The following is a 26,916-nucleotide window of genomic DNA, read 5'->3' as shown; positions in this document are numbered from 1 at the left end:
GCCGAACCTACCCATAAGTGGGTAGACGGGCGTTGGAGCATTTTGCTTCGCTACGCATTCCGAACGGAAAACCGCTTCGCACTTTTCCTGGAAATGCGCTAGCCCGCCGTGGTTGCGATGCCGTGGTCGAGGGCGTAACGGATCAGGCCGGCCGTCGTTGCGATGCCTAGCTTCTTCTTCAAATTCTTGCGATGCGTTTCCGCCGTTGCAGGCGTGATCTGAAGTTCCTCGGCAATCTCACGATTGCTCCTGCCTGTAACGATCAAACCCAGAATGTGGCGCTCACGGGGCGTCAGAGGGTCGGCCTCTTTTTGCAGCGCGTCCGCCACCAGTATATCGCGAACGCCTGACGAGAAATAAGTTCCACCGGCCGCCACAGTCTCAATGGCACAGACCACTTCGTCGGTCGAAACGTCCTTGAGAATATATCCGACGGCACCGCGCATGATCGACGAGGAGATGTATTCGCGGCTGTCATGCATGGAGAGCATCACGATCCGCGTCTCCGGAAGCTCCCGGCGAAAGAGTTCTATCGCATCGATGCCACTCAGCTTCGGCATGTTGATATCCATCAAGGTCACTTGTGGCAGTGTCCGCCGACCGACCTCAAGGCCGCTTTGCGCAAGGCTTGCCGTCCCAACCACCTCTATGTGGTCGAAAGTCTCCAGCACGGCTTTCAGTCCGTCCAGCACCACGGGGTGATTGTCGATCAGCAGAACGCTGATCCTGCCTCTGCTCATGCCGCATCCACCTTTGCTCTTGGCAAGGCATTGGCCGATTTCGGCAGCATCGCAATAAGCGTCGTGCCACCGGCCGTGCTTTGAACGAGAAGCAGGCCACGGAAATGCGCCATCCGTTCCTGCATGTTTCTAAGCCCGAGCCCGCCCTTGCCGTCACCGGCGCCTTCAAAACCAATACCATTGTCCGAAATTCTCAAGCGCGCCCGCCCCCGATCATTCCAAAGTTTGATCGTAAGACGCGTCGCACCGGAATGACGTTCGACGTTGTTCAAGGCTTCCTGGGCAACGCGGTAGAGCGCTGTATTGGCTTCGGGCTTCAGCAGGCTGGTGAAGCCCGAAGCCTTGATCTCGGTTGCGATCCCGGTCCGCTCACCGAAATTGTTCGCGAGTGCGGTTAGTGCGGCCGTCAAGCCGAGATCATCGAGCACGCGGGGGCGGAGATCATGCGAAAGTCGCCTGATGTCCTTGATCGCGCTGTTAAGGGTATCGATACCCTTCTCGATCGTCGTGACGGCGTCATCGACCTGGTTTCGCACTTTGCGGTTGGCGAGATCCATGACGTAGCGCACGCCAAGGAGATTCTGCGAGACGCCGTCGTGCAATTCGCGGGCAAGACGGGCGCGTTCCTCCTCCTGCGCATCGATCACTCTTTGCGTCAACTCCTTGAGCCGGCCATCAGCCATGCGTCGCTCACGGAACGTCAGCAGCATGCAGGTCGTGAAGACGACCAGAACAGCAGGAACGGCAATGAATGTGACGACGATGAAGGTTCCCTTTATGTTTGCCCGCATGGCGGTGTTGGCCGCCGCGGTCTGGGTGAAAATATCGTCCAAATAGACACCGGTTCCGACGACCCAGTGCCATTTATCAAGGCCGACGACGAATGAGAGCTTGTCGGCCATGCGGCCGGTAGAGGGCTTTTCCCATTTGTACTGGTGCAGGCCCCCGCCGGTTTTTGCCGTCTTGATGAGCTCCGCGATGACCCTGTCCCCGTCCGGATCGGTCAAATCGAGCCAATTCCGGCCGTTGCGAAATCCCTCACGCGGATGAACAATGTTGTTCCCATCATAATCGTAGACAAAAAAGTATCCATCCGGGCCATAGTCAAGGGACGTCAGGATCCCGGCTACTTTATCCTTCGCAGCCTGATCGTCCGGCGCGGCGTCCCGATAGGTCGCCTGAATGGCCGAGACAGCGAGGTCTGTCAGGTTGACGATTTCCGTTTCCTTTGCCTTCAACATGTTCTGTTCGAAGGTCTCGATATTGTTCTTGGTAAGATTGGCCGACTGCCAGGTAATGAAGGCCGTGATTGCCAGGATCGAGATAACTAGAGGCGCGAGCGCGAGCGCAATAATCTGATTGCGTAATGTCAACGATGACTCCTCCCAAGAACCGGCGCAGAACAATGGCCCTTGTCGGACACGAATTCAACAGCTTGCCAGGGATGTTGATGCACACCCGCAGTCGGAGAGTTCCCTCGAAACGGCAAGGTGCCGTATTCGAACGGCAGCCACTTGGGAAATATCAGCTGAAGGCGATGACCCGGTCGAGCTCACTGAGCGGCTGGACACCGGCGAGCAGCGCCCTCGCCTCATCTTCGTCCTTATGGATTTGCGCGACCAGCGGGTCCAAGCCATCGAACTTCAGTTCGGGGCGGAGATAACCGAAGAAGGAGACCGAACAGACCTGTCCGTAGAGATCGCCGCTGAAATCGAAGACGAAGGTTTCAAGCAGCGGCGCCCCGTTGTCCGTTACCGTCGGACGCCGGCCGTAACTGGCGACGCCATCGCGGATGGTGCCATCGGCCGTCCGAAAGCGAACCGCATAGATGCCTGCCCTCAGCGATGTCTCGGGTGGCAGCTGCATGTTTGCCGTAGGGAAGCCGAGCGTGCGACCGAGCTTTTCGCCACCGATGACAGGCGCCTGAACGGTATAGCGATAGCCGAGCAGACCCGCGGCTTGGGCAACGTCACCGTCCGCGAGCAGTGTACGAATGCGGCTCGACGAGATGACCTCCGTGTTTTCGTCGCGGAAGGCATCGATCAACGTCACGCCGAAGCCGTTATGGCTGCCGGCATTCATCAGGAAGGCGGGGCCTCCCTGACGATCATGGCCAAAATGGAAATCGAAGCCGGTGACGACTTCCGACGCGTGCAGCCAGTCGATCAGGATCGAATGCACGAATTCATCCGCCGAGCGCTGCGAGAAAGTGCGATCGAAAGGATATTCGATAACGGCGTTGAAGCCGAGCGCTTCCAGCAGCCGTGCTCGCAAAGGAGCAGGCGTCAGGCGGAAGACAGGATGATCGGGCTTGAAAACGGTGCGCGGATGCGGCTCGAAAGTCAGCACCAGCGCCGGAATGCCGCGCTCCCTGGCGATCTCCAGCGCACGCGTCAGCACCGATTGATGGCCGCGGTGCACGCCGTCAAAATTGCCGATGGCGACCACGCCGCCCTTCAAGGCATCGGGAAGCGGTTCGCGGGTTTCGTTACGGTGGAAAACGGTCATCGACTGCCACTCTCCTCAGACAAGGCGCGGCATCCACCACTTCGGCGAGGCCTGTTCGCGCGCCAGGAAGGCGCCGAGAGCGGCCTCATCCGTATGCCCTTCGACGACATATTCGCGGGCGTGGATGCCATGGCTGATATAAAGAAGATCGAGGCCGTAATCGAGTGCGCCGCGTACGTCGGTCGGCATGCCGTCGCCGATCGCCACCACACGCGACAGCGAAAATTCGCTCTTGACCTCGCGGGCCGCGGCAATTGCCGCATCGTAGATCGGCTGGTGCGGCTTGCCGGCGATGCGCGTCTGGCCGCCGAGCCGCTCGTAATAGGCGGCCATGGCGCCGGCGCAGGGGATCATGCGATGGCCGCGCTCGACCACCAGATCCGGGTTGGCGCAGATCAGCGGTACGTGACGGGCCGACCAGGCCGTCAGCATCTCGGTATAATCGTCAGGCGTTTCGGTCTCGTCATCGAAGAAGCCGGTGCAGACGATGCTTTCCGCTTCGCCGGCATCGACCCGCTGAACGTCAAGACCTTCGAGGATACCAATATCGCGCTCCGGACCGAGCAGAAACACCTTCTTCGGTCCCTCGGCAATCAGCTTGCGGGTGACATCGCCCGAGGTGATGATGCGATCGTAAACGCTGTCGGGAACACCGATCGCACGCAGCTGCTCGACGACCTTCGGAGCAACGCGCGGAGAGTTGGTGATGAGGACGACCGCAAGGCCTTCGCCGCGGGCGGCTTCGAGCGCGATGGAGGCTTCCTTGTAGGCCGTGACGCCGTTATGGAGCACGCCCCAGACATCGCAGAGCGCAACATCATAAAGTCCGCCGATGTCGCGAAAGCTCTCGATCCGTTTGCCCATGCCGTCCTCGCATCAAATAAATTACGGGCTGACATCGCAAACCGGCCGGCAAATTACAAGAGCGGCATGCAAGGTTTTTGCGTCGCACAAGGCCTGAGCAGCAGGCGTGGGCAAGGTCGGCGAGCGGCAAGATTGCGCAGCGGAAGCAACGGGATGACGCTCTGGAAAAGGCTTGACCTGACCCTGTCTTCGCGAGGGCAAAATGAAAGAACCTTTGCAACGACATGCTACGTGGCGGCGCCCTTGGCGTTAATCATCCTCAAAACAAGCCGAGGCGCGCCGCAAAAAATTCACAGTGCTGTCCTTGACTCGTCCGGAAGCCACCCCTAAATCACGGTCGCTAGCACTCTCAGAGGATGAGTGCTAACAAAATCCATACGGATCCGCGCTGATCCGTGAATGTCATTTGATCGAGGGATTAGACAATGGCAAGCACCAATTTCCGCCCCCTTCATGACCGCGTCGTCGTTCGTCGCGTCGAGTCGGAAGAAAAGACCAAGGGTGGGATCATCATTCCCGACACCGCCAAGGAAAAGCCGCAGGAAGGCGAAATCGTCGCCGTCGGTTCCGGCGCTCGTGATGAGGCCGGCAAGGTCGTAGCACTCGACGTCAAGGTTGGCGATCGCGTTCTGTTCGGCAAGTGGTCGGGCACTGAAGTCAAGCTCAACGGCGAAGACCTTCTGATCATGAAGGAAGCCGACATCATGGGCATCATCGGCTAATTGGCCGGTTCCCTTTTCCGATAAAGCTGACGGGTCTTAAAGCCCGGAAAACGCGAATTCAGGAGTTTCAAACATGGCAGCTAAAGAAGTAAAATTCGGCCGCAGCGCTCGCGAAAAGATGCTTCGTGGCGTCGACATCCTCGCTGACGCAGTGAAGGTCACGCTCGGCCCGAAGGGTCGTAACGTCGTCATCGACAAGTCCTTCGGCGCTCCGCGCATCACCAAGGACGGCGTTTCCGTCGCCAAGGAAATCGAACTCGAAGACAAGTTCGAAAACATGGGCGCCCAGATGGTCCGCGAAGTTGCTTCGAAGACCAACGACGTCGCCGGTGACGGCACCACCACTGCGACCGTTCTCGCCCAGGCGATCGTTCGCGAAGGCGCCAAGGCTGTTGCAGCCGGCATGAACCCGATGGACCTGAAGCGCGGTATCGACCTCGCTGTTGCAGAAGTCGTCAAGGATCTCCAGGCCAAGGCCAAGAAGATCAACACCTCGGAAGAAGTTGCCCAGGTCGGCACGATCTCCGCAAACGGCGAAAAGCAGATCGGTCTCGATATTGCTGAAGCCATGCAGAAGGTCGGCAATGAAGGCGTCATCACGGTTGAAGAAGCCAAGACCGCCGAAACCGAACTCGAAGTCGTCGAAGGCATGCAGTTCGACCGCGGCTACCTCAGCCCCTACTTCGTGACCAACCCGGAAAAGATGATCGCCGACCTCGACGACGCGTTCATCCTCCTGCATGAGAAGAAGCTCTCCAACCTGCAGGCCATGCTTCCGGTTCTCGAAGCCGTCGTTCAGACCGGCAAGCCGCTCCTCATCATCGCTGAAGATGTCGAAGGCGAAGCTCTTGCGACCCTCGTCGTCAACAAGCTGCGCGGCGGCCTGAAGATCGCTGCCGTCAAGGCTCCGGGCTTCGGCGATCGCCGCAAGGCCATGCTGGAAGACATCGCCATCCTGACGGGCGGCACTGTCATCTCCGAGGACCTCGGCATCAAGCTTGAGTCCGTCACCCTCGACATGCTCGGCCGTTCCAAGAAGGTTTCGATCTCCAAGGAAAACACCACGATCGTCGACGGCGCTGGCGCCAAGTCCGACATCGAGGGCCGCGTTGCCCAGATCAAGGCTCAGATCGAAGAAACCACCTCCGACTACGACCGCGAGAAGCTGCAGGAACGTCTTGCCAAGCTCGCTGGCGGCGTTGCCGTGATCCGCGTTGGCGGCTCGACGGAAGTCGAAGTGAAGGAAAAGAAGGACCGCATCGACGACGCTCTCAACGCGACGCGCGCTGCTGTTCAGGAAGGTATCGTACCGGGCGGCGGTATCGCCCTCCTGCGGTCTTCCACGAAGATCACTGCCAAGGGTGAAAACCAGGATCAGGAAGCCGGCGTCAACATCGTTCGCCGTGCCCTGCAGTCGCTCGTTCGCCAGATCGCAGAAAACGCTGGTGACGAAGCTTCGATCGTTGTCGGCAAGGTTCTCGACAAGAACGAAGACAACTACGGCTACAACGCCCAGACGTCTGAATATGGCGACATGATCGCCATGGGCATCGTCGACCCGGTCAAGGTTGTTCGTACGGCTCTGCAGAACGCAGCTTCGGTTGCTTCGCTGCTGATCACCACCGAAGCCATGATCGCCGAGCTGCCGAAGAAGGATGCTCCTGGCGGCATGCCGGGCGGCATGGGCGGCATGGGCGGCATGGACATGATGTGATAGGCCAATGGCCTCATCACAGGAATGTCCATAAAGCTTCGCCCATGCACTTTTAGTGCTTCAGGCCGCCAAGCGGCCTGAAGTGGCGGCATGGACATGATGTGATAGGCCAACGGCCTATTACGACTGTTCAATCCGACATCCGGAATTGACGAAAGGGCGGCCCTCGGGTCGCCCTTTTTGTTTGTGGCCTATAGTTTCGATGCAGACCGGCAAGTTTCTGGTAGCGCAAATTTACGCAAATTGCCCCATTGCCGTTTTCGAAAAAGCTCTTATAAATCGCGGCGCAGCGATTTTAGAGGTTAGCTGCAATGCACGCAAATTTTACTTATATTTGGCACGATTAATCGGCGTCTGCACGTGGCTATGATCTTAAGGATTAAGGGGCGCGCGGATTTTTTACTTGAAATGACTTCATAGCTCGGATCGCCAAGTCGGACCAAGCATGACGGAAAATGGAAGCAGCAGAGGCGAATGCTCTGCTTTTAATGCGGCATGCGGGAAGACATTCAATCCGGAAGACGCAGGGAAATTTGAATAAAGCGCAAGGGGGGACCTGGCGCTCAAATGGGGATCATCTTGTTCAAGATTGCCAAGGCCGATTTTTCCGCACCGTTTGCGCCGGGCTCATTGGAGTTCGAGGGCCATTACCCCGATCTTCTGGCTCAGTTCTGTGTTTCCGAGGGATGGACGGGCGATCTTTCAAGCGGCATCATCAAACTTGGGCAGTGGGGCACAATGCTGCATGGGCTGAGTTCTTCAGAATGCGGCCTGCTAAGCCTCATGCATTGCTATGATCTGCAGGATCGGGCCTGTATCCTCGATCTTTTCGAGCAGGCGGCTACGGCCAATTCCTGCTTCTGCTATTCGACGACCACGCTCGGCGCAGGTGGTCATCGCCGGCCGGTCTTCTGTGTCGGCGAGTCCGTTGCCGCGGATAAGCAACATGCCGGCAGCATGGTCGGCGTTTTCCTGTTTCCGCGCTTCAAACTGGGGCCGGGCAGCCAACTCGCCACCCGGCAGTAAATCACTCTCGGCCATGGTCGGCCAAGTTCGCCCGACCAGCTACCGAGTTCAAGCTGATCAATCCCGCTTGGGAATGCTGAGGCCGCGCTGGCTTGCCGGACGTGCCAGAGCGCGATCCAGCCAGGCCATGACGGAGGGGAAGCTTTCGAACTCCAGCACCTCGCGGCCGCCATAGAAGACGTCGACGCCGCGAACCCAGGGAAAGGTGGTGATGTCGGCGATAGTGTATTCATCGCCCATGATCCATTCGCCTCCCTGCAGGCGGCTCTCCAACACGCCGAGGAGGCGCTTGGCCTCATCGCGATAACGCTCGACCGGATAGGAGTTATTGGCAACCTTCTCGGCGGCGAATTTGAAGAAATGACCGAACTGGCCGAACATGGGACCGACGCCTGCCATCTGGAAAAAGACCCATTCGAGGGTCTCATAGCGCCTGGCAGCATCGCTCGGAATGAGCTTGCCGGTCTTTTCCGCCAGATAGACCAGGATCGCGCCGGATTCGAACAGGCCGATCGGTTTGCCGTCGGGGCCATTGGGATCGATGATTGCCGGAATGCGGCCATTCGGGTTCAGCGAAACGAATTCCGGTGATTTCTGATCATTGGTGCCGAAGGAAATCAGATGCGGCTCATAGGGCAGGCCAAGCTCCTCCAGCGCAATCGAGACCTTTACGCCGTTCGGTGTCGGCAGCGAATAGAGCTGGATAATATCCGGATTGCTGGCGGGCCAGCGCTTCGTGATCGGAAAGGATGAAAGATCGGCCATGGGCTTGCTCCTGAAGGCTATGATTTGACAACTGATTTGCCGCCACAATAGCCGATGGGGCTTGTATGGAAAGAGCTATCTCGACGGATCATTGTTCAATGATTGTGAACTAATTGTGCGCAGTTGTTTATCTTTCCAACTCCTCAAAAATCACGAATATCCATCCCCAGAGAATAACTGCCACGTGATCCCATTTACTGGAGACCCCTTATGTCTAATAGCAACAACATCATCGTTCTTGTGGCGCGCATCCTGCTCGCCTTCATGTTCATCTTTGCCGGTTTCGGCAAGCTGACCGATCCGGCCGGTACTGCGGGCATGATTGCCGGAGCCGGTATGCCGGCCGCAACGCTGCTCACCTATCTTGCTGGCGCGTTTGAATTCGTCACCGGCGTCTGCGTCCTAATCGGCTTCCAGGTCCGCATCGTCGGCTGGCTGCTCGCCCTCTTCTGTGTCTTCACCGGCATCGTCTTCCACCTGCCGACGGTCAATGTTCCGGACTTCCCGGCTGCCGCCAATGGGTGGATCAACGGCCTGAACTTCGTGAACTTCCTGAAGAACATCACGCTCGCCGGCGCCTACATCATGCTCGCCACCAACGGTGCAGGCGTCTACTCGGTCGACGCTCGCCGCGGTGCCTACGCAGCCGCCTAAGCGCTGCCTGTCTCCCAAGACAAAAGGCCCGCCGGAATTCCGGCGGGCCTTTCTACGTTAAATGTTTGGGAAATCAGAGCGCGCTGCGAACGGCCGAGATGATGCGCTGAACCATCGGATCACCCTCGTGGCTTTCCTTGCGTGCCCGCACCAGACAAGCCTCCGAGCGCAGGATGATGCCATCAGACAGGACCTTCAGATGGTTCGCTCTCAGAGTCGAACCGGTGGAGGTGATGTCGACGATGATATCGGCCGAGCCGGCAGCGGGTGCCCCCTCCGTCGCACCGAGGCTTTCGACGATACGGTAGAGCTGGATGCCGTGCTGGCTGGAGAAGAACTGCTGCGTCAGCCGCCAATATTTGGTGGCGACCGTCAGCCGGTGGCCATGGCGGGTGCGGAAATCGGCGGCGACATCGCCAAGATCGGCCATGGTATCGACGTCGAGCCAGATTTCCGGCACCGCGACGACGACATCGGCGTGACCGAAACCGAGCCTTGCGCAGAATTCGACCCGGCGATCGACTTCCGCCATGCCCTCACGCACGAGGTCTTCGCCGGTAATGCCGAAATCGACGCTGCCATTGCCGATCTCTCGCGAGATTTCCGAGGCTGACAGGAAGGCGATCTCGACTCCGTCCCAACCTTCGACACGGCCGCGATAGGAGCGATCGTTACCGACGGCGACGATCGGCATTCCGGCACGCTCGAAGATCGCGGCGCAATCGTCCTTCATCCGGCCCTTGGAGGGAAGCGCTATCGTGATTGTCATCAGGCTGCCCTCGCGGTTTCGATACGGTCGAGCCAGAGCGCGAAGCCGACGGCCGGGATGTGCCCCTTGGCCCCGAGCAGGGTCATCAGCCGATCGAAGCGGCCACCACCGGCGAGCACCGCGCTCGATCCCTCCACCGTCACTTCGAAGACGAGATCGGTGTAGTAATCAAGCGGACGACCGAAGGCGGCGCGATAATCAATCTTCAAAGCGTCGACGCCGGCTTTGGCTAGCGCCGCCACACGGGCATCGAAGCTCTTCAATGCGCTCCCGAGCTTCAGCCCGGCAGCGTCAGCAAAACCTGCCAGCGCCGCGGAAGCATCTGCCAGCGGCACGCTCAAGGACAAAAACTCCTCCAGCACGCGGAAGGCCGCATCATCGAGCCGCGTTTCGGACAGGACCAGCTTCTCGCGAAGGCGCCGGGCGATTTCCTGCGGCGAACGGCTGGCATTGGTGGAATAGCCGGTCGCATGCATAGTGGCGTCGATGTGCTTGATCAGCCCCTGCTCATCGCCGCGATTGAGGAAATCGAGTACGTGCGCATCGAGCCCGGTAACCGGCTGCGGGCTTGCGAGTCGCGGAAGCAGGGTTTCGAGCTGCATCATGTTGCCGAAGGCATGGATCAGCCGCTTCTGCCAGCCCGACGGCAGGCCGAGCGCCTGCACCACGGCCTCGAATACGGCCTGATCACCCAAGGTCACCGAAAGTGCCTTACCGGGCACTAGCCGGCTCAGGATACCGATTGCATCGCCGATGGCGCGAGCGTCAGCGCCGGCCGTGTCGCCATCGCCGAGATCTTCGATGCCGGCCTGATAGAACTCGTGACCGCCTTCGCGGCGTTGGCGAAAGATTTCGCCGAGATAGGAATAACGCTTGGGCGTGCCGGTGGCGGTTTCGATATGCTGCAGACAGACCGGAATGGTGAACTCCGGACGCAGGCAAAGGCTGGCGCCGGTGTCGCTTTCGGTCATGAAGATGCGCCGGCGAAGATCTTCGCCGGCCATATCGAGAAAGGGTTCGGCCGGCTGGATGATGGGCGTATCCACCCTCTCCGTTCCGCGAACGGAGAATTCGTCCAGCAGGTCGCCGGCAAAATCCGGGAGGTTGATCAGGGGCATCAGCCCGCCCTCTTCCGGTCTTCTGCCTGCGCCGCCAAGATAGCCTTGACCTTCTCGACCAGTTCGGCCTCCGGCGCAGTTTCCTGCGCCACGCGAGCCTCGCGCCAGCTGGCATTGTCCTCGATCTCGCCGGAGAGACGCTTGCCCTCGATCAGATCCTTGAGCTGTACGACGCCCTGAGCGCGCTCATCGCCGCCCTGGATGATGGCGATCGGGCAGCCGCGACGGTCGGCATATTTCAGCTGGTTACCGAACTTCTTCCAGTTGCCCTGGAACATCTCGGCGCGGATGCCCGCGGCACGCAGCTGTTGCGTCAAGCGCTGATAGCGGCCCATGGCCTCGACATCGCCGTCCATGACTGTGACGAGCACGGGCTCGATCACCTCTTCGGTGCCAAGCTTGCCGAGGTTCTTCAGCGCCGTCATCAGGCGCGACACGCCGATGGAAAAGCCGGTGGCCGGCACCGGCTGACCCATGAAGCGCGAGACGAGCCCGTCATAACGGCCGCCGCCACCGACCGAACCGAAGACGACCTTCTCGCCCTTCTCGTTGGTGACGTCGAACAGCAGCTCGGCCTCATAGACCGGGCCGGTGTAGTATTCGAGGCCGCGCACGACGGAGGGATCGATCTTGATACGATCGGCCTGATAACCGGCGCTGGTGACGAGGCTGCCGATGAAATTCAATTCCTCGACGCCTTCGCCGCCTTTGGATGTGCCGGCGACAAGCTCGGCAAGCTGGGCGGCACTTTCGGCATAGTCCTTGATGCCGACGAAGAAGAGCACCTTCTCGATCTGGTCGCTGTTGAGGCCAGCACCCTTGGTGAAGTCGCCGGACTCGTCCTTGCGGCCGGGACCAAGCAGCAGCGCCACGCCTTCGGGGCCGAACTTGTCGAGCTTGTCGATGGCGCGCAGCACGTTCAGGCGCTGGGCAGCCTTGTCATCGCCGCCGAGGCCGATGGCTTCCAACACGCCGTCGAGAACCTTGCGGTTGTTGACGCGGATCACATAGTCGCCACGCTTTATGCCCAAGGCCTCCAGCGTGTCAGCCATCATCATGCACATCTCGGCATCCGCCTGCACGCCCGGCGCGCCGACGGTGTCGGCGTCGAACTGCATGAACTGGCGGAAGCGGCCCGGACCCGGCTTCTCGTTGCGGAAGACGTAGCCGGCGCGATAGGTACGGTAGGGAAGCTGAATCTCGTTGAAATTCTCGGCGACGTGACGGGCGAGCGGCGCCGTCAGATCGTAACGCAGCGACATCCACTGCTCATCGTCGTCCTGAAGCGAGAACACGCCTTCATTCGGCCGGTCGCTGTCTGGCAGGAACTTGCCCAGCGCATCGGTATATTCGAACAGCGGCGTTTCGATGGGATCGAAACCATAATGCTCATAAACGGCCCGGATCTTGGAGGTCATCTCGTTGACGGCGCGAATATCGCTCGCCGAACGATCGACAAAGCCACGCGGCAGGCGGGCCTTGAGCTTCTGCGGTTTCTTTTGTTTGTCGCTCATCTCTAGGGTAATCCGGTATGGGAACAGTCGCGGTTAACTAGCGGATTGGGCCGAATGCGGCAAGGATTGTTATATGTTAGCGGCTGACAAAACCGAGAAAAGCCGGAGAAGGCGGCATAGGAACCATGCCATACGCGATCGTCTTGAAATGCACGGATGAAACGGCCACGCCGGTTCTGGATCTTTGGCGGGAGGCGAGCCGCTTCGAAAGCGCGCCATCGATGCAAGCACTGAACTATCCGCCGCATCTGACCTTCGCGGTCTATCAGGATATCGCCCTGCCTTCACTTTTCACAGCGGCCCAGAAGGCTTTCGTGGGTGTGCCATCCATATCGGTCGAATTCTCCGGGATCGGCCATTTTCCCAACGAGATGTTGGTGCTTTGGGCACGCCCCACCGACGATCGAGTGCTCAGGCGGATACAGCGCGTCATTCACGACGAGATCGACCCTGCCCTGTGCCACGAGCATTCCCGCCCGGATTGCTGGCAGCAGCATTGCACCATTGCGATGAAGATCCCGACAGGCGCGAGAGAGGAGGCGCTGAGATGGGCGGGCGCAACGCCAGCCCAGTTCACGCTCACCTTCGATGTGGTGGATTGCATCCGCTTTCCGCCGATCGAAATCATCAGGGAAGTCAAACTGCTGCCTTGATCGCCTTTCAGTGTCTCGGCGGATGCAATTCGCGCTTGCCTTCACGGATTTCACGGCTAGGTTTCTGTTCATGCGCGTGTTTGCGATCCTGACAATGCTAGTTGCCTGGTTGCTTTACGGTGCCATGCCGGCGCTGGCGAATTGCCCTGTCTGCGCTTCCGCCATGTCCCAGCCGGCGACCATGAGCATGCATGATGGCATGGCCGATATGCCTGGCATGGTCGGCCACGCCAACATGGCCGAGCCCCAGCAAACGAAGCCGGAAAACCCTTGTGCCGGCGGCATGGCGCATGTGGCGTCCTGCGCCGCCTGCCTTGCCTTGATACCGACCCTTACAATCGAAGACTGCAAACACGCCTTCTCCTATCCAGTGCCGGCGCCCGGCCAGCGTCTTGCCGGTTCTCCGCCTCAGCCGACAGCACCCCCTCCCCGTTTCGCCTGACGATCATCTGTATTCAATCGACGAGCGGCTATTCGCTCAATTTCAGATACCGTTCGGAAACGGAGAAAATACCTATGTCCACCTCAAAATCGCTGATGCTTGCCGGCGCATTCGTCCTTGCCATCAGCCCTCCTGCCTTTGCCGACGACATGAAGGGCATGGATATGAGCAAGCCGATGGAAAACCAAGGTGCTTCCAGCAAGGCTTTCAACGACGCCATGAGCAAGATGCACAAGGACATGATGATCCACTACAGCGGCGATGCGGACGCAGATTTCGTCCGAGGCATGATCCCGCATCATCAGGGCGCGATCGATATGGCCAAGATCGAGCTGAAATACGGCAAGGATCCCGAACTGCGCAAAATGGCGGAGGGCATCATCACCGCGCAGGAAGCCGAGATCAAGGAAATGAAAGCCTGGCTAAAGAAGCACGGCAAGTAAATTATCTGGCAAATGGGAGGCGGCATTCGTGCCGTCTCTCTCTTCCACGCTCTCAACCCATGACCGCAGGCAGTCGCGCGGCGAGCAGATCGATGACCACGCGCATCTTCAGCGAAAGCTGCGGCACCTGCGGCCAGACGGCGTAGACGTTGACGGGCCGGCTGGAGACATTGAGCACCTGCATGAGCTTGCCTGCGTGCACATAGCTTCGTACCAGCCAGCAGGGCAGCCACGTAATGCCCATCCCGGCGGCGGCGGCATCCGCAATGACCTCCAGGTCATCCAGACGTAATCGCGTCTGCGGAAAATAGTCGACGGCCGCACCGTCGCCATGCAGAAAGGTCCATCTCTTGGCTTCCCCGGATCTCGCATAGACGACGAGATCGTGGCTATCGAGATCGGCAATGGTCTGCGGCGTAGCTCTGGCGGCGAGATAATCCGGCGAGGCGCATAGCGTCATGCGATGGAGGGCGATCTTGCGGGCAGCAAGGCCGGCTTCGTCCCGCAACACGCCATTGCGAATGGCGAGATCGAAGCCTTCGTCGAAGAGGTCGACCACGCGATCGCTGAAGGAAAGGTCGAGTTCAAGCTTGGGGTGGATACGCGCCAGCTCCAGCAGCAGCGGTGCAGCGCAGCGGCGACCGAAGAGCACCGGCATGGAGATGCGCAGACGTCCGGTAACTTCGCGCTTGCCCGATTCCAGCATCGCCTCGCCGGACTGTATCTCGTCCAGCGCCCGGCGGCAGCGCTCGTAAAAGGCTTGCCCTTCGTCCGTGAGGCTCTGCATGCGGGTTGTGCGGTGGAACAGGCGCACATTCAGGCGCCGCTCCAATTTGGCGATGGTCTTGCCGATCGCCGAACGCGAGAGATTCATGCGCGCCGCCGCTGCGGAAAAGCCGCCGGCCTCGACCGCCTCCACGAATTCGGGAATGCCATTGAGCATATCGTTCATGATTATTGCTTCCTCTAAGGAACCAGTTAGCGGAAATAATATCGCCACTGGCGACCAGAAAGCAACGATATGTTCCGTCCATTGCTTCCAATTCCTCTCAGGAGATCATGATGACAAAGACCATGAAGCGTTGGACCCTCGAGACAATCGCCGTCGGCGCTCCCTTGAATCTGACGGAAACTGCCATTCCCTCGCCGGCGCGCGGCGAAGTGCTCGTGCGGGTGAAGGCCGTCTCTTTGAATTATCGCGACAAGCTCGTGCGCGAGACCGGCATGGGCCTGCCGATCCAATTTCCCTTCGTGCCGGCCTCGGATATGGCAGGCGTGATCGAAGCGGTGGGAGACGATGTCACCAGATTTGCCGCTGGAGATCGGGTCATGTCGACCTTCCATCCCGGCTGGATCGACGGCAAGCCGCTCGGCGATGCCCGCACACCGCCCTACAGGACGCTGGGCGGCTTCTATCCCGGCGTGCTCTCCGAATATGTCGCCATGCCGGAGGACTGGCTCGTCTCGGCGCCCCAGAGCCTTGATTATGCCGAGGCAAGCACCTTGCCTTGTGCCGGTCTCACGGCCTGGTTCGCGCTGGTGGAGCGCGGCAAGATCAAGCCCGGCGATAGCGTGTTGGTGCAGGGAACGGGCGGCGTTGCGCTGTTCGGGCTGCAAATCGCCGCAGCACAAGGCGCCGAGGTGTTCGTGACTTCCTCCGGACAGGAAAAGCTCGAACGGGCCAAGGCTTTGGGCGCTCATCACGGCATCGACCGCAACAAAAGCGATTGGGTGGAAGAGGTCTATCGCCTCACCAACGATCGGGGCATCGATCATATTTTCGAAATAGCCGGCGGGCCGAATTTCGCCCAATCGCTGAAGGCGGTGGCGCCGCAAGGCCGCATTTCCGTCATCGGCGTCCTTGAGGGCTTCGACATCTCCGGTCCGGTGGCACCGCTGCTGTTGAAATCTCCCACCGTGCAAGGCATCAGCGTCGGCCATCGTCGCTCGCTCGAAGATTTCGTGCGTGCCGTCGACAGCATCGGCCTGAAGCCCGTCATCGACCATCGCTATGCCCTCAGCGAGGCATCCGCTGCCTTCGATCATCTCGATCGCGGCCCCTTCGGCAAGATCGTCATCGAGCTCTAACGTGGGGGTCGGGCCGCTGCGAAAAGCTGGCGGCCCGACCTATGATATCAGCCCTTCGGCTCGAAGGGCTGCGGCACGCGCTGGGCGCCCTGGCGAGCCAGCATCCAGCCGGGATATTCGGGCGCAAGCGCGCTGACGTCATCGAGCTTGGCCATATCCTCGGCATCAAGCTTCAGCTTGACGGCGGCAAGATTCTGGTCGAGCTGATCGAGACGCTTGGCGCCGATGATGATGCTGGTGACGAAGGGCTTCGCCAGGATCCAAGCAAGCGCCACGGTGGCGACACTGGAGCCGTGCTTTTCCGCCACTTCGCGCATGGCGACGACGCAGGCCCAGGCGCGGTCCTTGTCGACAGGCGGGAAATCGAAGCTCGCACGCCGTCCCTCGCCATTGCCGGGAGCGCCCGGACCATACTTGCCCGAGAGCAGACCACCTGCCAGCGGCGACCAGACCATCAGCCCCAGCTTTTCCTCAGCCATGACAGGCACGATCTCGCGTTCCAGATCGCGGCCTGCGATGGAATAATAAGCCTGCACCGTTTCGAAGCGGGCAAAGCCGCGGCGTTCGGAAATGCCGAGCGCCTTGGCGATGCGCCATGCCTGCCAGTTGGAAACGCCGATATAGCGAACCAGACCGCGCGAAACGAGATCATCCAGCGCCCGCAGCGTCTCGTCGATCGGTGTCACGATATCCGTTCCATGTATCTGATAGAGATCGATATGATCGGTCTGCAGACGATCCAGGCTGGCCTGCACGGAGTCCATGATATGGCCACGCGAGGCTCCACGATCGTTCGGCTTGTCGCCCATGACGCCATAGACCTTGGTGGCGATGACGACATCCTTGCGGGGAACGCCGAGGTTCTTCAGGGCCTGGCCGAGCAGCTTTTCGGAATTGCCGAAGGAATAGACGTCGGCGGTGTCGATGAAATTGACGCCGGCAGCAAGCGAGCCTGCGACGATCTTGTCGGCCAGCGCCTGGTCGACATCGGCGATCGAGCCCCAGGGAGTGTTGGGATTGGCTTCGCCGAAGGTCATCGTGCCCAGGCAGAGTTCGGAGACGAACAGGCCGGTATTGCCCAGTTGATTGTAACGCATAGGAGAAATTCCCTTGTGGTCAGCCGGAAGACTCTTCCGGCCGGTGAACGCTATCATTTCGCTATGAATTGGCCTCGGCACGACAACCGCAGTCGGGGCTGCCCTGGGGAGGTCATAAGACGGTCGTCGAGGCCGGACTCAAGCTCCGCGGCAATCGAGACAACAAGCACATAATGCACCCGAAACCATTTTCAACGCGAGACCTCGGGCCGATCACGATGCGGTGACCGACGCATGCTCTTGCATCGGGGCGCACGCGGATTAGACTCCAGTTTTTGTTTGATGCGCAAAACGGACACCCCCGATGACGCAACGCCCCCTAACGACAATTGGCTTCGACGCCGACGACACGCTCTGGCAGAACGAACAGTTCTACCGGCTGACGGAACTGCAATTTACCGAGCTACTTGCCGATCACGCCCCAAGCGACGTCATCTCCGCACGCCTGTTGGAGGCGGAGAAGCGCAATCTTCGTCACTACGGCTTCGGAATAAAAGGCTTTACCCTCTCAATGATCGAGACGGCCATCGAGATCACCGAGGGCGAAGTGCCATCGACCGTCATCGCCCAGATCCTCGATATCGGCCGCGATCTTCTCGCCCATCCCGTCGAAACACTGCCGCATGTGCGTCAGACGTTGGAGGCCCTCTCGGGAAAATATCTGCTTGTCCTGATCACCAAGGGCGACCTTTTCGATCAGGAGCGCAAGCTTGCGCAATCCGGGCTCGGCGATCTCTTCGATGCCGTCGAGATCGTCTCGGACAAGAACGCGTCGACCTATCGCCGCATCTTCTCCAAGGTGGGGGACGGGCCGGAACGGGCGATGATGATCGGCAACTCACTGAAATCGGACATCGTGCCGGCGCTTGCCGCCGGCAGTTACGGCGTCTTCGTTCCGCACGAGCTCACATGGTCGTTCGAGCATGTCGAGGAACCGACCAAAGCGCCGCGTTTCCGCAAGATCGGCCATCTCGGCGAGCTGCATGGCGTGATCGAAGCGTTGCGGTAATCCTTACTGCCCCTGCTTCGAGCGCGGCGGAAACAGCATCGGCCCCTGGTCCTTCTGCTGCGCGGCCGGCGCCTGCTGCGCGGCCGGCGGATTGGGATCGATGAGGATCTCGTATGGCGCGCCGAGACCGCGCCGGCGCGTGACGCGCGAATAATAGGGCTTGAGCAGCCAGGTCGTATCCTCATTGAGGGTCACGTCGGCGGTATTGCCGTCTTCATCCGTGCCGAAGAAGGATTCATCCCCGCTCGACGAGAGATCGAAGATCGCCATATAGGCGTACTTGCTCTTGGAGCTGAAAGTGATCCGCACATGCTGGCCTTTCTTCAGCGGCAGCATGTAGACCTTGCCCTTGCCGAACTTCGTCCAGCCCGTCAACCTCTCAAGGACTGCCGGCAGGGCGATCTTCTCGAGCTTTTCGCCACGATCGAGCCGCGGCAGCTGCTGTTGCTGGGTATCACTTTGAGCATGGGCGTCTGCGGCGCCCAACAGCGCAACCATCGTCAGCGAAAGACCGAGAAGCGCAGCTTTCACGGCCGCACCAATGCGCAACGCATCGCCTCCACCTCTTTCCGGCAATAGCAGCCTTCGATGTGGTCGTTGACCAGGCCCATGGCCTGCATGAAGGCATAAACTGTGGTCGGGCCGACAAAGGTCCAGCCGCGTTTCTTCAGATCCTTCGAAATCCGCATCGAAGCCGCCGTCGTCGGATTTGCGCGAAGATGGGCAAGGTCGAAGATCTCCGGGCGCTCGGCAGCGGTCGGCTCATGGCTCCAGAAATAGCGGGCGAGCGAACCGAATTCGTCGCGCAGCTCGATGGCGCGATTGGCATTGTTGATGGTGGAGACGATCTTGCCGCGATGGCGGATGATGCCGGCATCGGCGAGACAGCGCTCGATATCCGCATCTCCGAACTTGGCGACCTTCTCGAAATCGAAGCCGGCAAAAGCGGCGCGGAAATTCTCGCGCTTGCGCAGGATCGTCAGCCAGGAGAGGCCCGACTGGAAGCCTTCGAGGCAGATTTTCTCGAACAGCCTGATGTCGTCGACGACGGGCCGACCCCATTCCTCGTCGTGATAGCGCTGATACTCCGGCAGATTGCCGTGCCAGAAGCAGCGGTCCTTGCCATCTTCGCCGGTGATGATGCCCGTTTCGGCCATTTTCGCGATTCGTCCCCTATTTCAGCACGCGCTACCGGAAACCGGTAAGCCACTATCGGATAAATTGAGATCAATCAAATGCTTAAATTCATAGACTGACTTCGACGACCGCGCATTCCGATTCATGATTTACCACTTGCAAACCATCTTTCCAAACCAGGCGGTAACCCTGACAAAGCTTTATCGGCTTCGCGGCATTTTGATGAATAGATGTTTACCATTCGCTCGCGTGCAAGTGGCACCATTGTTTCGACCGGGTGCTTCGCGCCCATCTTCGGCCCATGTGTAGAGAGTTTGTCCGATGATGAAACATGCCGTTCTGTGTGCCGCCGGCGCCCTGAGCCTGCTTGCCTCCACCGCCTTTGCCGACGATCGCTATCAGTCGCGCCCGCCTGTCATCGTCAGTCCCGATCTGACCGCCCCCTGGGTGATGCAGCTCGGTGGCGGCAACGTGCAGCCGGTCGTCTATCCCCGCCCAATGGCGCGGCGCGCAGTCGATCCCAGAATGGAGCAGCCGGCCAATCCGCAGGTGCGTCAGGTCGTGCAGCCGCGCGGGCTATTTGCGCGCCCGGCTGTGCAGCAGGTCGCCATGGCCCGCCCGCAATATCCGGCAGTCCGAGGCCAGATCGATCCGCAGTTCCTGCCGCAGATCGTCGACTACCAGACCAAGGAAAAGCCCGGTAGCATCATCATCGATACCAATAACCGCTTTCTTTATCTCGTGATGGATGACGGCAAGGCGCGGCGCTATGGCGTCGGCGTCGGCAAGCCGGGCTTCGAATGGGCCGGCGCCCACACTGTGACCCGCAAGCAGGAATGGCCGGATTGGACGCCGCCGGCCGAAATGATCTCACGCGAAGCCGCCAAGGGCCATTATCTGCCGGCGCACATGGAAGGCGGGGAAGGCAATCCGCTCGGCGCACGCGCCATGTATCTCGGCTCCACCCTCTATCGCATCCATGGCACCAACGCCCCCTGGACCATCGGCAATGCCGTCTCCTCCGGCTGCATCCGCCTTCGCAACGAGGATGTCATCGATCTCTACAACCGCGTAAAGGTCGGCACCCGCGTCACCGTCATGTAATCTCGAAAAAGTCCCGCCCTGTGCGGCGATACTACTCCATTGGAGGGGCAGTATTCGCCGCATGGGAAAACCCTCCACTATAGTTCAGACTATAGTCCGATCGGCGACAGACAAGAGGGCAGTTCTTCCTGAACGTACCCAACATTGGTCATTTTGATCTTGATCCCTTCGTTGGTTCCGGTAATTTCCTACCGGATTCAACGAGGGGAATGCGAATTATGAAAGCAGCATTGTCGATCGTGACGGCAGGTGTCGTCGCGGCGTGTCTTCTTGCAGCATCGAACGCAGCAGCCTTCACCGCTTCGACACCTATTACGGCGCCGGTCGCCCGCACCGACGTGATCCGGGTCGCAATGGAGCCGCAGGGCCAGGTGAAGCCGCAGTTCCAGCGGCGCATGGTGCGGCTGGCGACGAACGAGGAGCCGGGCACCGTCATCGTCGACACCAACAACAAGTATCTCTACCTCGTCGAAGGCAATAATCGCGCAAGACGCTATGGCATCGGCGTCGGCCGCGATGGTTTCGGCTGGTCCGGCGTCGTCAAGGTCGGCCGCAAGGCGGAATGGCCCGGCTGGACGCCGCCGCCGGAAATGATCGTTCGCGAAGCCAAGAAGGGCCACAAACTGCCGGCCTACCAGGAAGGTGGCGAGGACAATCCGCTCGGCGCGCGCGCCATGTATCTCTATCGCAACGGCAACGACACCGCCTTCCGCATCCATGGCACCAACCAGCCCTGGAGCATCGGCCTCAACATGTCCTCCGGCTGCATCCGCATGATGAACAAGGACGTGATGGATCTCTATGATCGCGTCCCCGTCGGCACTAAGGTCATCGTCGTCGGTCCCGGCAACAAGCAGGGCGAAGTCAGCTATCAGGATCGCGGCGTCGATGTGCTGAGGACTCTGTTCGGCGGCTGATAGAATCCAACCCGAATCAGGCACCAACATAGCGGGCGCTCTTCCCTGGCATGACATCATTCGCGCCGGGGAAGGCGCCCGTATCGCTTGCAATAGTTTATTGCGTGCAGGCGCGGATGGAGACACTGTTGCGCCGGTGTTACAGCCTGAAACTTATCACGATGCCCCGCCGAAAAATGGCTCGTCGCCTTCAGTTTACCGTCAGTTTTCCCGCCTAAGCCGTGCCTGTTCACTCATGACTGCAATAGAAGTGTCATGGAAGCACGCTTAGATGGCAGCACTTTGGCATCCGGGGATTTCATATGCATCGTGCATTTCGCATCAAGCAGCCGGCCCTCGCCGCGCTTGCGACTTCCGCATTCATCTTTGCCGCAAGCTCTGCCTCGGCTGAGATGCAGTTTTCCGCTTACGGCGGCATACAGGGCGCGACGGGCAGCAATGTGACCACGTCGGACGGCGCTGATTTCGACCCCAACTGGTCCGGAAAATCCTTCAAGATGCCGCCCTATTTCGGCTTCCGCGGCATCTGGTGGCTTGACCAGTTCGACAAGCCGAACTGGGGCGTGTCGCTCGATTATACCCATGCGAAGGTCTATGGCGATCTCGGCAATACGCCCGGCTGGTCGCATTTCGAGTTCACCGATGGCCTGAACATGCTAACGCTGAACGCGCTCTATCGCTTCCAGGATTCGAGCCGCAACTGGACACCCTATGTCGGCCTCGGCGCGGGCATCAACGTGCCGCATGTCGAAGTCACCCGCTCGTCGGGCACGACCTTCGACTACCAGTTCGGCGGCGCTTCGCTGCAGGCGCAGGCGGGCGTCAGCTACCAATTCGCCAAGCACTGGTCGACCTTCGTCGAATACAAGGGCAACTACAACTTCGTGAACAACGTCTCGATCGACAGCGGCGACACGCTGAAGACCAAGGTTTTCACCCACGCTCTCAACTTCGGCGTGTCGTTCAACTTCTGACGTTCCTCAGGCTGAAGTCGCAATCGATCCCTCAAACCGGTTCAGGCATGGAGGGTCTTGTGCTATGATCCAACGCATGAGCTTCTCTTATTATCGTTGCGACTGGATCCATCCGGAAAACGAGGAGCCGGTCATCGTTTATTATGAGGTCGATATCGCCGGCGATGTTCCGCGGCTGATCGATGTGTTTGCCGATGGTCGCCGGCAATGCATGTCGGTTGTCGATTTTACTGCAGTGGGACGTGACATGCTGGAGATCACCAGCCTCGTCGAAGGCTCATTTTACGATGGCATTACCGGCCTGGTGGATGGCATTTTCTTCGAGGAAGGGCAGGATCGCATCAGCATGACGCGCATTGCCGCCGATCGGTTCGAAGTCGAATGGCAGGCTCATCGCCTGCCCGCGCCGAACAAGCTGCATTAGTACGCAATTCCGGACGGAAAACCGCTCTACACTTTTCCCGGAAATGCTCTAAGCGGCGGCCGGCTGCAGGCTCTTCAGTTTCACAGGCATTTCGCCGCCATAGGCCCAATCCAGCAATTCCACCGTATGCAGGATGGGAATGCCCGTTCCCGTCGCGATCTGCGTGATGCAGCCGATGTTGCCCGTCGCGATGATATCGGCTTTCGTCGCCTCGATGTTCCTGACCTTGCGCGCCTTCAGCTCGGCCGAAATTTCCGGCTGCATGATGTTGTAGGTGCCGGCCGAACCACAGCACAGATGCCCTTCCGCCGGGTCGCGCACCGTAAAGCCCGCGGCTTTCAGCAAGAGCTTCGGCGCCATGGTGATCTTCTGCCCGTGCTGCATGGAGCAGGCGGAATGATAGGCGACCGCGATGCCGCGCGGCATATGCGACGGGAGATCCAGGCTTGCGAGATATTCCGCAATGTCCTTGGCGAGAGCTGAAATCCTCGCAGCCTTTTCCGCATAGGCCGGATCGAGGCGCAGCATATGCCCATAGTCCTTGATCGTCGTGCCGCAGCCCGACGCGGTGATGACGATGGCGTCCAGCCCTCCGGCCTCGATCTCACGCAGCCACACATCGACGTTGGCGCGGGCAGCTGCGAGCGCCTGTTCCTCGCGGCCCATGTGATGAACCAGCGAGCCGCAGCAGACCTCCCCTTCCGGCACCACGACCTCAACGCCGAGGCGCGTCAGCAGGCGGATGGTGGCTGCGTTGATTTCGGGATCGAGCACCGGCTGGGCGCAGCCCGTCAGGATCGCCACACGACCGCGCCGCTCCGCCTGCGGCTCGTAGCGGGCCGGCTTTGCAAAAGGCGACGGCGCGGGAATGCTGCGGGGCGCGAGATCGAGCATGGCGGCGAAAGCCTTTAAGGCCGGAACGCGTCTCAACAGCCCCTTGAACGGCCGGCCAAAATTCGCAAGCCGCAAGGCCAGCCGGAAACGGCCGGGATAAGGCAAGACGGCTGCCAGCACATTGCGGGTCAGCCGATCCATCAGCGGGCGCTTATAGGTGTTCTCGACATGGACACGCGCATGGTCGATCAGGTGCATATAGTCGACACCGGACGGACAGGTCGTGGTGCAGGCAAGGCAGGAAAGGCAGCGGTCGATATGCGTCACCACCTCGGCATCGGCTGCCCGACCGTTTTCCAGCATGTCCTTGATGAGGTAAATGCGTCCACGCGGACTGTCGAGTTCGTTGCCAAGCGTCACATAGGTAGGACAGGTGGCTGTGCAGAAGCCGCAATGCACGCATTTGCGCAGGATCGCCTCGGATTCGGCCACATGCGGGTCGGCAAGCTGTTCGGGCGTGAAATTGGTTTGCATTTACCCATGTCCCCGTTCGAGCAAGACCACGCCCCTCATCTGACCTATCGGCCACCTTCTCCGCGTTTTGACGGGGAGAAGGGGATTGGCGCATCCTCCGTCACTCCTCAACCTCTCTCGAGCCGATAAGGCGCCGCAAACGAGGTCGTCCCCTCGCCCCGCCTGCGGGGAGAGAGTTAGGGTGAGGGGCCATCGCCGACAGGAACCAGATTTCATCACGCCACTTCCCTGGATTGAAAATTCCGGCCGGATCGAATTTTTCCTTCACGCGCGCAGACAGCAGGGCCACGGCTTCGGGTTGCGGCTGGAAGGCCTGCGTGGTCGCACGTTGGGCAGGGGTGGCGCGCATCAAGGTGGCATGTCCGCCGCCCAAGGCATGAATGTAGCGCCTGAGCACATCACCTTCCGGTCCGGCTTCCATGCGCATCCAGACGAGCCCGCCCTGCCAATCATAATAGGCATCCACGCCTTCTTCCAGGCGAAGTGCTGCGACGAGCTGGTGGCCGATACTGGGTGCCACGGACACACGCCAAACGGGACGCGTCGTACCATCGGCATAGGGCTTCACATTGCGGATTTCGCGCCAGAGCCTGCGGCTGTCATCCTCCTCAAGGCGCTTCACCGAGCCGAGCCGGCCCATGGCGGCAGCAAGCTTTTCACCCCGGACCGAGACGGAACCCGGAAGACCCTCGACGCGCAGCACAGTCGCCTCCCCCTGCGGCAGCTTGCCGTCGAGAAAAGACCAGGAGACGGTCAGCGGCAAATGGGCGGCGCCCGATACCTCGAGCGGCAGAGCCATGGCCGCGGCCATCGCATTGGCGGCCTCCGCATCGTTGAGACCGGAGAGGACAATCGTCTCCTCGGTCTTCGGCTTGGGCGGCACCCGGAACGTTACTTCGGTCAAAAGGCCGAGCGTTCCGTGCGAACCGGCCATCAGCTTGACGAGATCGAGACCGGTGACGTTCTTCATCACCCGCCCGCCGGCCTTGACGATCTCGCCCTTGCCGTTAACGAAACGGACGCCGAGCAGGCTATCGCGCGCCGCACCGCTGACGAAACGGCGCGGCCCGGAGACATTGGCTGCGAAAATGCCGCCGATCGTTGGCTCACCTTCGGTTGCCATCAGCGGCCTGTGATCCATCGGCTCGAAGGCCATCATCTGGCCGGCCTCGGCAAGAGCGGCCTCGATCTCGGCGGCCGGCGTGCCGGCGCGGGCCGTCATCACCATCTCACCCGGATTGTAGGCGACGATGCCGGCAAGGCCGCTCGACGACAGCACCGCTTCGGACGGAACCGCATTGCCGAAGCCTGATCGCGTATTGCCGCCGACGATTGCTAGGGCCGCACCACGCGCGGCATGATCGCCGATGATGGAGGCCGTTTCCTCCTCAGTTCTCGGATGAAATTCGGTCATGCGGCGTTGCGTCCGTCGAGCGGGAAGACCTTGGATGGGTTAAGTATCCAGCCGGGGTCGAAGGCTGCACGAACCGACATCATCTGCGCCAGATCGACATCCGCATATTGGTGGCGCATCAGGTCGCGCTTCTCGATGCCGACGCCGTGCTCGCCGGTGAGGCAACCTCCGGCATCGACGCAGAGCCGCAAGATATCGTTGCCCGCCGCTTCCGCCTTGGCGGCATCTTCGGCGTCGTTGGCATTGAAGAGAATCAGCGGATGCATGTTGCCGTCGCCGGCATGGAAGACATTGGCGACGCGCAGACCATAGCCCTCAACGATCTCGCCCGTCTTCTTCAGCACATAAGAGAGCTGGCTCAGCGGCACGGTTCCGTCCATGCAGATGTAATCGGCAATGCGGCCGGTGGCGCCGAAGGCCGACTTCCGGCCCTTCCAGATTAAGGCCGCTTCCGTTGCCGACTGGCATTCGCGCACCGTTTTGACCTTGTGAGTGCGGGCAATGGCGACGATGCTCGCAAGCATATCGTCCATTTCCGCCTCGGAGCCTTCGACCTCGACGATCAGCAGAGCCTCGACATCAAGGGGATAACCGGCCTTGGCGAAGGCCTCGCAGATCTCAATCGCCGGCTTGTCCATGAATTCGATCGCGACAGGTACGATGCCGGCAGCGATGACGTCGGCGACGCAGGCGCCCGCCTCTTCGGAACTGTCGAAACCGAAGAGTACCGGCCGGGCGCCCTCCGGCTTGGCGAGCAACCGTACCGTTGCCTCGGTGACGATGCCGAGCTGGCCTTCCGAGCCGCAGACCAGACCGAGCAGATCGTAGCCCGCCGCATCTAGCGCCTTGCCGCCGAGATCGATGACGGTGCCATCAGTCAGGACAAGCTTGACGCCGAGCAGATTGTTGGTCGTGACGCCGTATTTCAGACAGTGCGCACCGCCGGAATTCATGCCGATATTGCCGCCGATGGTGCAGGCAAGCTGCGAGCTCGGGTCAGGCGCGTAAAAGAATCCGTCGGCGGAGACGCTTTCGGAGACATGCAGGTTCGTCACCCCCGCCTGCACGGTCGCCGTGCGATTGGCATAATCGATATCGAGGATGCGGTTCATCTTGGAGAGGCCGAGGACGACGGCATCCTCCTGCGGTATCGCGCCGCCGGAAAGCGACGTGCCGGCGCCGCGCGGCACGACGGGAATGCCGTAGCGATGGCAATATTTCATGACGGCCGCAACTTCCGCCGTCGAGCGTGGCAGGGCCACGGCAAGCGGCAGGCGGCGATAGGACACGAAGGCATCGGTTTCGAAGGGCACGAGTTCGCGCGGCTCATGGATTAGGCATTCCGGCGCTAGCAGATCGGTCAAATCGGCGACGATCGCACCTCGGCGCGCCAGAACATCCGCACGCGGCTCCAGAAATGAAATGGCCTCGGCCATGCCGTCCTCCTCCTGC

At 60.2% G+C, this 26,916-nt stretch carries 27 protein-coding genes and 1 pseudogene; 13 read left to right on the top strand and 15 right to left on the bottom strand.

Annotated elements, in window-relative coordinates; all coding sequences use genetic code 11:
- Nucleotides 1-98 precede the first annotated feature (98 nt).
- From ACK83U_RS02135 to ACK83U_RS02120, 4 genes are all read right to left on the bottom strand, one after another.
- Nucleotides 99-740: a response regulator gene (locus ACK83U_RS02135; RefSeq protein ID WP_112608163.1), complete on the bottom strand. Its 642-nt coding sequence runs from the start codon at nt 738-740 to the stop codon at nt 99-101.
- Nucleotides 737-2,113 carry a cache domain-containing protein gene (locus ACK83U_RS02130; protein WP_112608165.1) on the bottom strand — a complete coding sequence of 459 codons (1,377 nt, stop codon included), beginning with the start codon at nt 2,111-2,113 and terminating at the stop codon, nt 737-739. Before ACK83U_RS02130 ends, ACK83U_RS02135 begins: the two co-directional genes overlap by 4 nt.
- Before the next feature lie 151 nt (nt 2,114-2,264).
- A complete protein-coding gene (locus ACK83U_RS02125) occupies nt 2,265-3,248 on the bottom strand; it encodes a bifunctional riboflavin kinase/FAD synthetase (RefSeq protein WP_112608167.1) in 984 nt (327 codons plus the stop codon).
- 15 nt (nt 3,249-3,263) lie between these two features.
- Nucleotides 3,264-4,112, bottom strand: coding sequence for a TIGR01459 family HAD-type hydrolase (locus tag ACK83U_RS02120; RefSeq protein WP_112608169.1), 849 nt, complete (start codon nt 4,110-4,112; stop codon nt 3,264-3,266).
- Between the two features lie 425 nt (nt 4,113-4,537).
- On the opposite strand from ACK83U_RS02120, the gene groES reads away from it, so the two are divergent.
- The 3 genes from groES to ACK83U_RS02105 all read left to right on the top strand — a co-directional run bounded on the left by groES (nt 4,538) and on the right by ACK83U_RS02105 (nt 7,574).
- Nucleotides 4,538-4,834: a co-chaperone GroES gene (gene groES / locus ACK83U_RS02115; RefSeq protein WP_015338933.1), complete on the top strand. Its 297-nt coding sequence runs from the start codon at nt 4,538-4,540 to the stop codon at nt 4,832-4,834.
- A gap of 73 nt (nt 4,835-4,907) precedes the next feature.
- Nucleotides 4,908-6,548, top strand: coding sequence for a chaperonin GroEL (groL, locus tag ACK83U_RS02110; protein ID WP_112608171.1), 1,641 nt, complete (start codon nt 4,908-4,910; stop codon nt 6,546-6,548).
- Nucleotides 6,549-7,115: 567 nt separating this feature from the next.
- Entirely contained in the window at nt 7,116-7,574 is a 459-nt protein-coding gene (locus ACK83U_RS02105) for a hypothetical protein (protein ID WP_112608173.1), read from the top strand.
- A gap of 57 nt (nt 7,575-7,631) precedes the next feature.
- Here ACK83U_RS02105 and ACK83U_RS02100 read toward each other — a convergent pair whose 3' ends face one another.
- Nucleotides 7,632-8,339 (bottom strand): glutathione S-transferase C-terminal domain-containing protein, encoded by a 708-nt coding sequence (locus tag ACK83U_RS02100; protein ID WP_112608175.1) that lies wholly within the window; start codon nt 8,337-8,339, stop codon nt 7,632-7,634.
- 210 nt (nt 8,340-8,549) lie between these two features.
- On the opposite strand from ACK83U_RS02100, the gene ACK83U_RS02095 reads away from it, so the two are divergent.
- The gene (locus tag ACK83U_RS02095; RefSeq protein WP_112608177.1) at nt 8,550-8,993 is read left to right on the top strand and encodes a DoxX family protein; all 444 of its coding nucleotides are present in this window, start codon (nt 8,550-8,552) and stop codon (nt 8,991-8,993) included.
- 73 nt (nt 8,994-9,066) lie between these two features.
- Here ACK83U_RS02095 and hisG read toward each other — a convergent pair whose 3' ends face one another.
- The 3 genes from hisG to hisS are packed head-to-tail and all read right to left on the bottom strand — an operon-like array spanning nt 9,067 to nt 12,394.
- Nucleotides 9,067-9,762 carry an ATP phosphoribosyltransferase gene (gene hisG / locus ACK83U_RS02090; protein WP_112608179.1) on the bottom strand — a complete coding sequence of 232 codons (696 nt, stop codon included), beginning with the start codon at nt 9,760-9,762 and terminating at the stop codon, nt 9,067-9,069.
- Nucleotides 9,762-10,880 (bottom strand): ATP phosphoribosyltransferase regulatory subunit, encoded by a 1,119-nt coding sequence (locus ACK83U_RS02085; RefSeq protein WP_112608181.1) that lies wholly within the window; start codon nt 10,878-10,880, stop codon nt 9,762-9,764. Before ACK83U_RS02085 ends, hisG begins: the two co-directional genes overlap by 1 nt.
- A complete protein-coding gene (hisS, locus tag ACK83U_RS02080) occupies nt 10,880-12,394 on the bottom strand; it encodes a histidine--tRNA ligase (protein WP_112608183.1) in 1,515 nt (504 codons plus the stop codon). Before hisS ends, ACK83U_RS02085 begins: the two co-directional genes overlap by 1 nt.
- A 125-nt stretch (nt 12,395-12,519) precedes the next feature.
- Here hisS and ACK83U_RS02075 point away from each other — a divergent pair, with 125 nt between their 5' ends.
- From ACK83U_RS02075 to ACK83U_RS02065, 3 genes are all read left to right on the top strand, one after another.
- Nucleotides 12,520-13,047, top strand: a complete 528-nt coding sequence (locus ACK83U_RS02075; protein ID WP_112608185.1) for a 2'-5' RNA ligase family protein — start codon at nt 12,520-12,522, stop codon at nt 13,045-13,047.
- A 22-nt stretch (nt 13,048-13,069) separates the two neighbouring features.
- The gene (locus ACK83U_RS02070; protein WP_412474774.1) at nt 13,070-13,489 is read left to right on the top strand and encodes a hypothetical protein; all 420 of its coding nucleotides are present in this window, start codon (nt 13,070-13,072) and stop codon (nt 13,487-13,489) included.
- 95 nt (nt 13,490-13,584) lie between these two features.
- Complete coding sequence (locus tag ACK83U_RS02065) at nt 13,585-13,932, top strand: DUF305 domain-containing protein (protein WP_412474878.1); 348 nt, start codon at nt 13,585-13,587, stop codon at nt 13,930-13,932.
- A gap of 52 nt (nt 13,933-13,984) precedes the next feature.
- On the opposite strand, the gene ACK83U_RS02060 is transcribed toward ACK83U_RS02065, so the two are convergent.
- A complete protein-coding gene (locus ACK83U_RS02060; protein ID WP_112608189.1) occupies nt 13,985-14,884 on the bottom strand; it encodes a LysR family transcriptional regulator in 900 nt (299 codons plus the stop codon).
- Between the two features lie 110 nt (nt 14,885-14,994).
- Between ACK83U_RS02060 and ACK83U_RS02055 the strand changes: the two genes are divergently transcribed.
- Nucleotides 14,995-16,020 (top strand): zinc-dependent alcohol dehydrogenase family protein, encoded by a 1,026-nt coding sequence (locus tag ACK83U_RS02055; RefSeq protein WP_112608191.1) that lies wholly within the window; start codon nt 14,995-14,997, stop codon nt 16,018-16,020.
- A gap of 47 nt (nt 16,021-16,067) precedes the next feature.
- On the opposite strand, the gene ACK83U_RS02050 is transcribed toward ACK83U_RS02055, so the two are convergent.
- Complete coding sequence (locus ACK83U_RS02050; RefSeq protein ID WP_112608193.1) at nt 16,068-17,117, bottom strand: aldo/keto reductase; 1,050 nt, start codon at nt 17,115-17,117, stop codon at nt 16,068-16,070.
- Nucleotides 17,118-17,421: 304 nt separating this feature from the next.
- Between ACK83U_RS02050 and ACK83U_RS02045 the strand changes: the two genes are divergently transcribed.
- Nucleotides 17,422-18,126: an HAD family hydrolase gene (locus ACK83U_RS02045; RefSeq protein WP_112608195.1), complete on the top strand. Its 705-nt coding sequence runs from the start codon at nt 17,422-17,424 to the stop codon at nt 18,124-18,126.
- Nucleotides 18,127-18,129: 3 nt separating this feature from the next.
- On the opposite strand, the gene ACK83U_RS02040 is transcribed toward ACK83U_RS02045, so the two are convergent.
- Nucleotides 18,130-18,624: a hypothetical protein gene (locus ACK83U_RS02040; protein WP_412474877.1), complete on the bottom strand. Its 495-nt coding sequence runs from the start codon at nt 18,622-18,624 to the stop codon at nt 18,130-18,132.
- 29 nt (nt 18,625-18,653) lie between these two features.
- The gene (locus tag ACK83U_RS02035) at nt 18,654-19,283 is read right to left on the bottom strand and encodes a DNA-3-methyladenine glycosylase I (RefSeq protein ID WP_112608199.1); all 630 of its coding nucleotides are present in this window, start codon (nt 19,281-19,283) and stop codon (nt 18,654-18,656) included.
- Nucleotides 19,284-19,584: 301 nt separating this feature from the next.
- On the opposite strand from ACK83U_RS02035, the gene ACK83U_RS02030 reads away from it, so the two are divergent.
- From ACK83U_RS02030 to ACK83U_RS02015, 4 genes are all read left to right on the top strand, one after another.
- Nucleotides 19,585-20,367 (top strand): L,D-transpeptidase, encoded by a 783-nt coding sequence (locus ACK83U_RS02030; protein WP_112608201.1) that lies wholly within the window; start codon nt 19,585-19,587, stop codon nt 20,365-20,367.
- A 218-nt stretch (nt 20,368-20,585) separates the two neighbouring features.
- A complete protein-coding gene (locus ACK83U_RS02025) occupies nt 20,586-21,284 on the top strand; it encodes a L,D-transpeptidase (RefSeq protein WP_112335379.1) in 699 nt (232 codons plus the stop codon).
- Nucleotides 21,285-21,586: 302 nt separating this feature from the next.
- A complete protein-coding gene (locus ACK83U_RS02020; RefSeq protein ID WP_112608203.1) occupies nt 21,587-22,258 on the top strand; it encodes an outer membrane protein in 672 nt (223 codons plus the stop codon).
- Between the two features lie 64 nt (nt 22,259-22,322).
- Nucleotides 22,323-22,682 carry a DUF6881 domain-containing protein gene (locus ACK83U_RS02015; RefSeq protein ID WP_246712047.1) on the top strand — a complete coding sequence of 120 codons (360 nt, stop codon included), beginning with the start codon at nt 22,323-22,325 and terminating at the stop codon, nt 22,680-22,682.
- 48 nt (nt 22,683-22,730) lie between these two features.
- Here the strand turns inward: ACK83U_RS02015 and glcF are convergent, their stop codons facing one another.
- The 3 genes and pseudogenes from glcF to ACK83U_RS02000 all read right to left on the bottom strand — a co-directional run bounded on the left by glcF (nt 22,731) and on the right by ACK83U_RS02000 (nt 26,900).
- Complete coding sequence (gene glcF / locus ACK83U_RS02010) at nt 22,731-24,050, bottom strand: glycolate oxidase subunit GlcF (protein WP_112608205.1); 1,320 nt, start codon at nt 24,048-24,050, stop codon at nt 22,731-22,733.
- Nucleotides 24,051-24,273: 223 nt separating this feature from the next.
- Nucleotides 24,274-25,464: pseudogene (locus ACK83U_RS02005) on the bottom strand (FAD-binding protein); the annotation flags it as partial.
- Nucleotides 25,461-26,900, bottom strand: a complete 1,440-nt coding sequence (locus ACK83U_RS02000; RefSeq protein WP_112608209.1) for an FAD-binding oxidoreductase — start codon at nt 26,898-26,900, stop codon at nt 25,461-25,463. The gene ACK83U_RS02000 and the pseudogene ACK83U_RS02005, both read right to left, overlap by 4 nt.
- Between the last annotated feature and the right edge of the window lie 16 nt (nt 26,901-26,916).

It is taken from the genome of Rhizobium sp. WW22, from assembly GCF_047041135.1.
Taxonomy (GTDB): Bacteria; Pseudomonadota; Alphaproteobacteria; order Rhizobiales; family Rhizobiaceae; genus Rhizobium.
This window is presented reverse-complemented; position numbering and strand designations above follow the sequence as displayed.

Bases quoted from the DNA above. Each gene is read 5' to 3' on its own strand.
- ACK83U_RS02125 (WP_112608167.1), bottom strand. From the start codon at position 3,248: ATGACCGTTTTCCACCGTAACGAAACCCGCGAACCGCTTCCCGATGCC.
- ACK83U_RS02030 (WP_112608201.1), top strand. From the start codon at position 19,585: ATGATGAAACATGCCGTTCTGTGTGCCGCCGGCGCCCTGAGCCTGCTT.
- ACK83U_RS02050 (WP_112608193.1), bottom strand. From the start codon at position 17,117: ATGCGTTACAATCAACTGGGCAATACCGGCCTGTTCGTCTCCGAACTC.
- ACK83U_RS02060 (WP_112608189.1), bottom strand. From the start codon at position 14,884: ATGAACGATATGCTCAATGGCATTCCCGAATTCGTGGAGGCGGTCGAG.
- ACK83U_RS02040 (WP_412474877.1), bottom strand. From the start codon at position 18,624: ATGGTTGCGCTGTTGGGCGCCGCAGACGCCCATGCTCAAAGTGATACC.
- ACK83U_RS02020 (WP_112608203.1), top strand. From the start codon at position 21,587: ATGCATCGTGCATTTCGCATCAAGCAGCCGGCCCTCGCCGCGCTTGCG.
- hisS (WP_112608183.1), bottom strand. From the start codon at position 12,394: ATGAGCGACAAACAAAAGAAACCGCAGAAGCTCAAGGCCCGCCTGCCG.
- ACK83U_RS02075 (WP_112608185.1), top strand. From the start codon at position 12,520: ATGCCATACGCGATCGTCTTGAAATGCACGGATGAAACGGCCACGCCG.
- ACK83U_RS02135 (WP_112608163.1), bottom strand. From the start codon at position 740: ATGAGCAGAGGCAGGATCAGCGTTCTGCTGATCGACAATCACCCCGTG.
- ACK83U_RS02055 (WP_112608191.1), top strand. From the start codon at position 14,995: ATGACAAAGACCATGAAGCGTTGGACCCTCGAGACAATCGCCGTCGGC.
- ACK83U_RS02025 (WP_112335379.1), top strand. From the start codon at position 20,586: ATGAAAGCAGCATTGTCGATCGTGACGGCAGGTGTCGTCGCGGCGTGT.
- ACK83U_RS02065 (WP_412474878.1), top strand. From the start codon at position 13,585: ATGCTTGCCGGCGCATTCGTCCTTGCCATCAGCCCTCCTGCCTTTGCC.
- ACK83U_RS02015 (WP_246712047.1), top strand. From the start codon at position 22,323: ATGATCCAACGCATGAGCTTCTCTTATTATCGTTGCGACTGGATCCAT.
- ACK83U_RS02085 (WP_112608181.1), bottom strand. From the start codon at position 10,880: ATGCCCCTGATCAACCTCCCGGATTTTGCCGGCGACCTGCTGGACGAA.
- ACK83U_RS02120 (WP_112608169.1), bottom strand. From the start codon at position 4,112: ATGGGCAAACGGATCGAGAGCTTTCGCGACATCGGCGGACTTTATGAT.
- ACK83U_RS02000 (WP_112608209.1), bottom strand. From the start codon at position 26,900: ATGGCCGAGGCCATTTCATTTCTGGAGCCGCGTGCGGATGTTCTGGCG.
- ACK83U_RS02105 (WP_112608173.1), top strand. From the start codon at position 7,116: ATGGGGATCATCTTGTTCAAGATTGCCAAGGCCGATTTTTCCGCACCG.
- groES (WP_015338933.1), top strand. From the start codon at position 4,538: ATGGCAAGCACCAATTTCCGCCCCCTTCATGACCGCGTCGTCGTTCGT.
- groL (WP_112608171.1), top strand. From the start codon at position 4,908: ATGGCAGCTAAAGAAGTAAAATTCGGCCGCAGCGCTCGCGAAAAGATG.
- ACK83U_RS02095 (WP_112608177.1), top strand. From the start codon at position 8,550: ATGTCTAATAGCAACAACATCATCGTTCTTGTGGCGCGCATCCTGCTC.
- ACK83U_RS02100 (WP_112608175.1), bottom strand. From the start codon at position 8,339: ATGGCCGATCTTTCATCCTTTCCGATCACGAAGCGCTGGCCCGCCAGC.
- ACK83U_RS02045 (WP_112608195.1), top strand. From the start codon at position 17,422: ATGACGCAACGCCCCCTAACGACAATTGGCTTCGACGCCGACGACACG.
- ACK83U_RS02035 (WP_112608199.1), bottom strand. From the start codon at position 19,283: ATGGCCGAAACGGGCATCATCACCGGCGAAGATGGCAAGGACCGCTGC.
- glcF (WP_112608205.1), bottom strand. From the start codon at position 24,050: ATGCAAACCAATTTCACGCCCGAACAGCTTGCCGACCCGCATGTGGCC.
- hisG (WP_112608179.1), bottom strand. From the start codon at position 9,762: ATGACAATCACGATAGCGCTTCCCTCCAAGGGCCGGATGAAGGACGAT.
- ACK83U_RS02070 (WP_412474774.1), top strand. From the start codon at position 13,070: ATGCAATTCGCGCTTGCCTTCACGGATTTCACGGCTAGGTTTCTGTTC.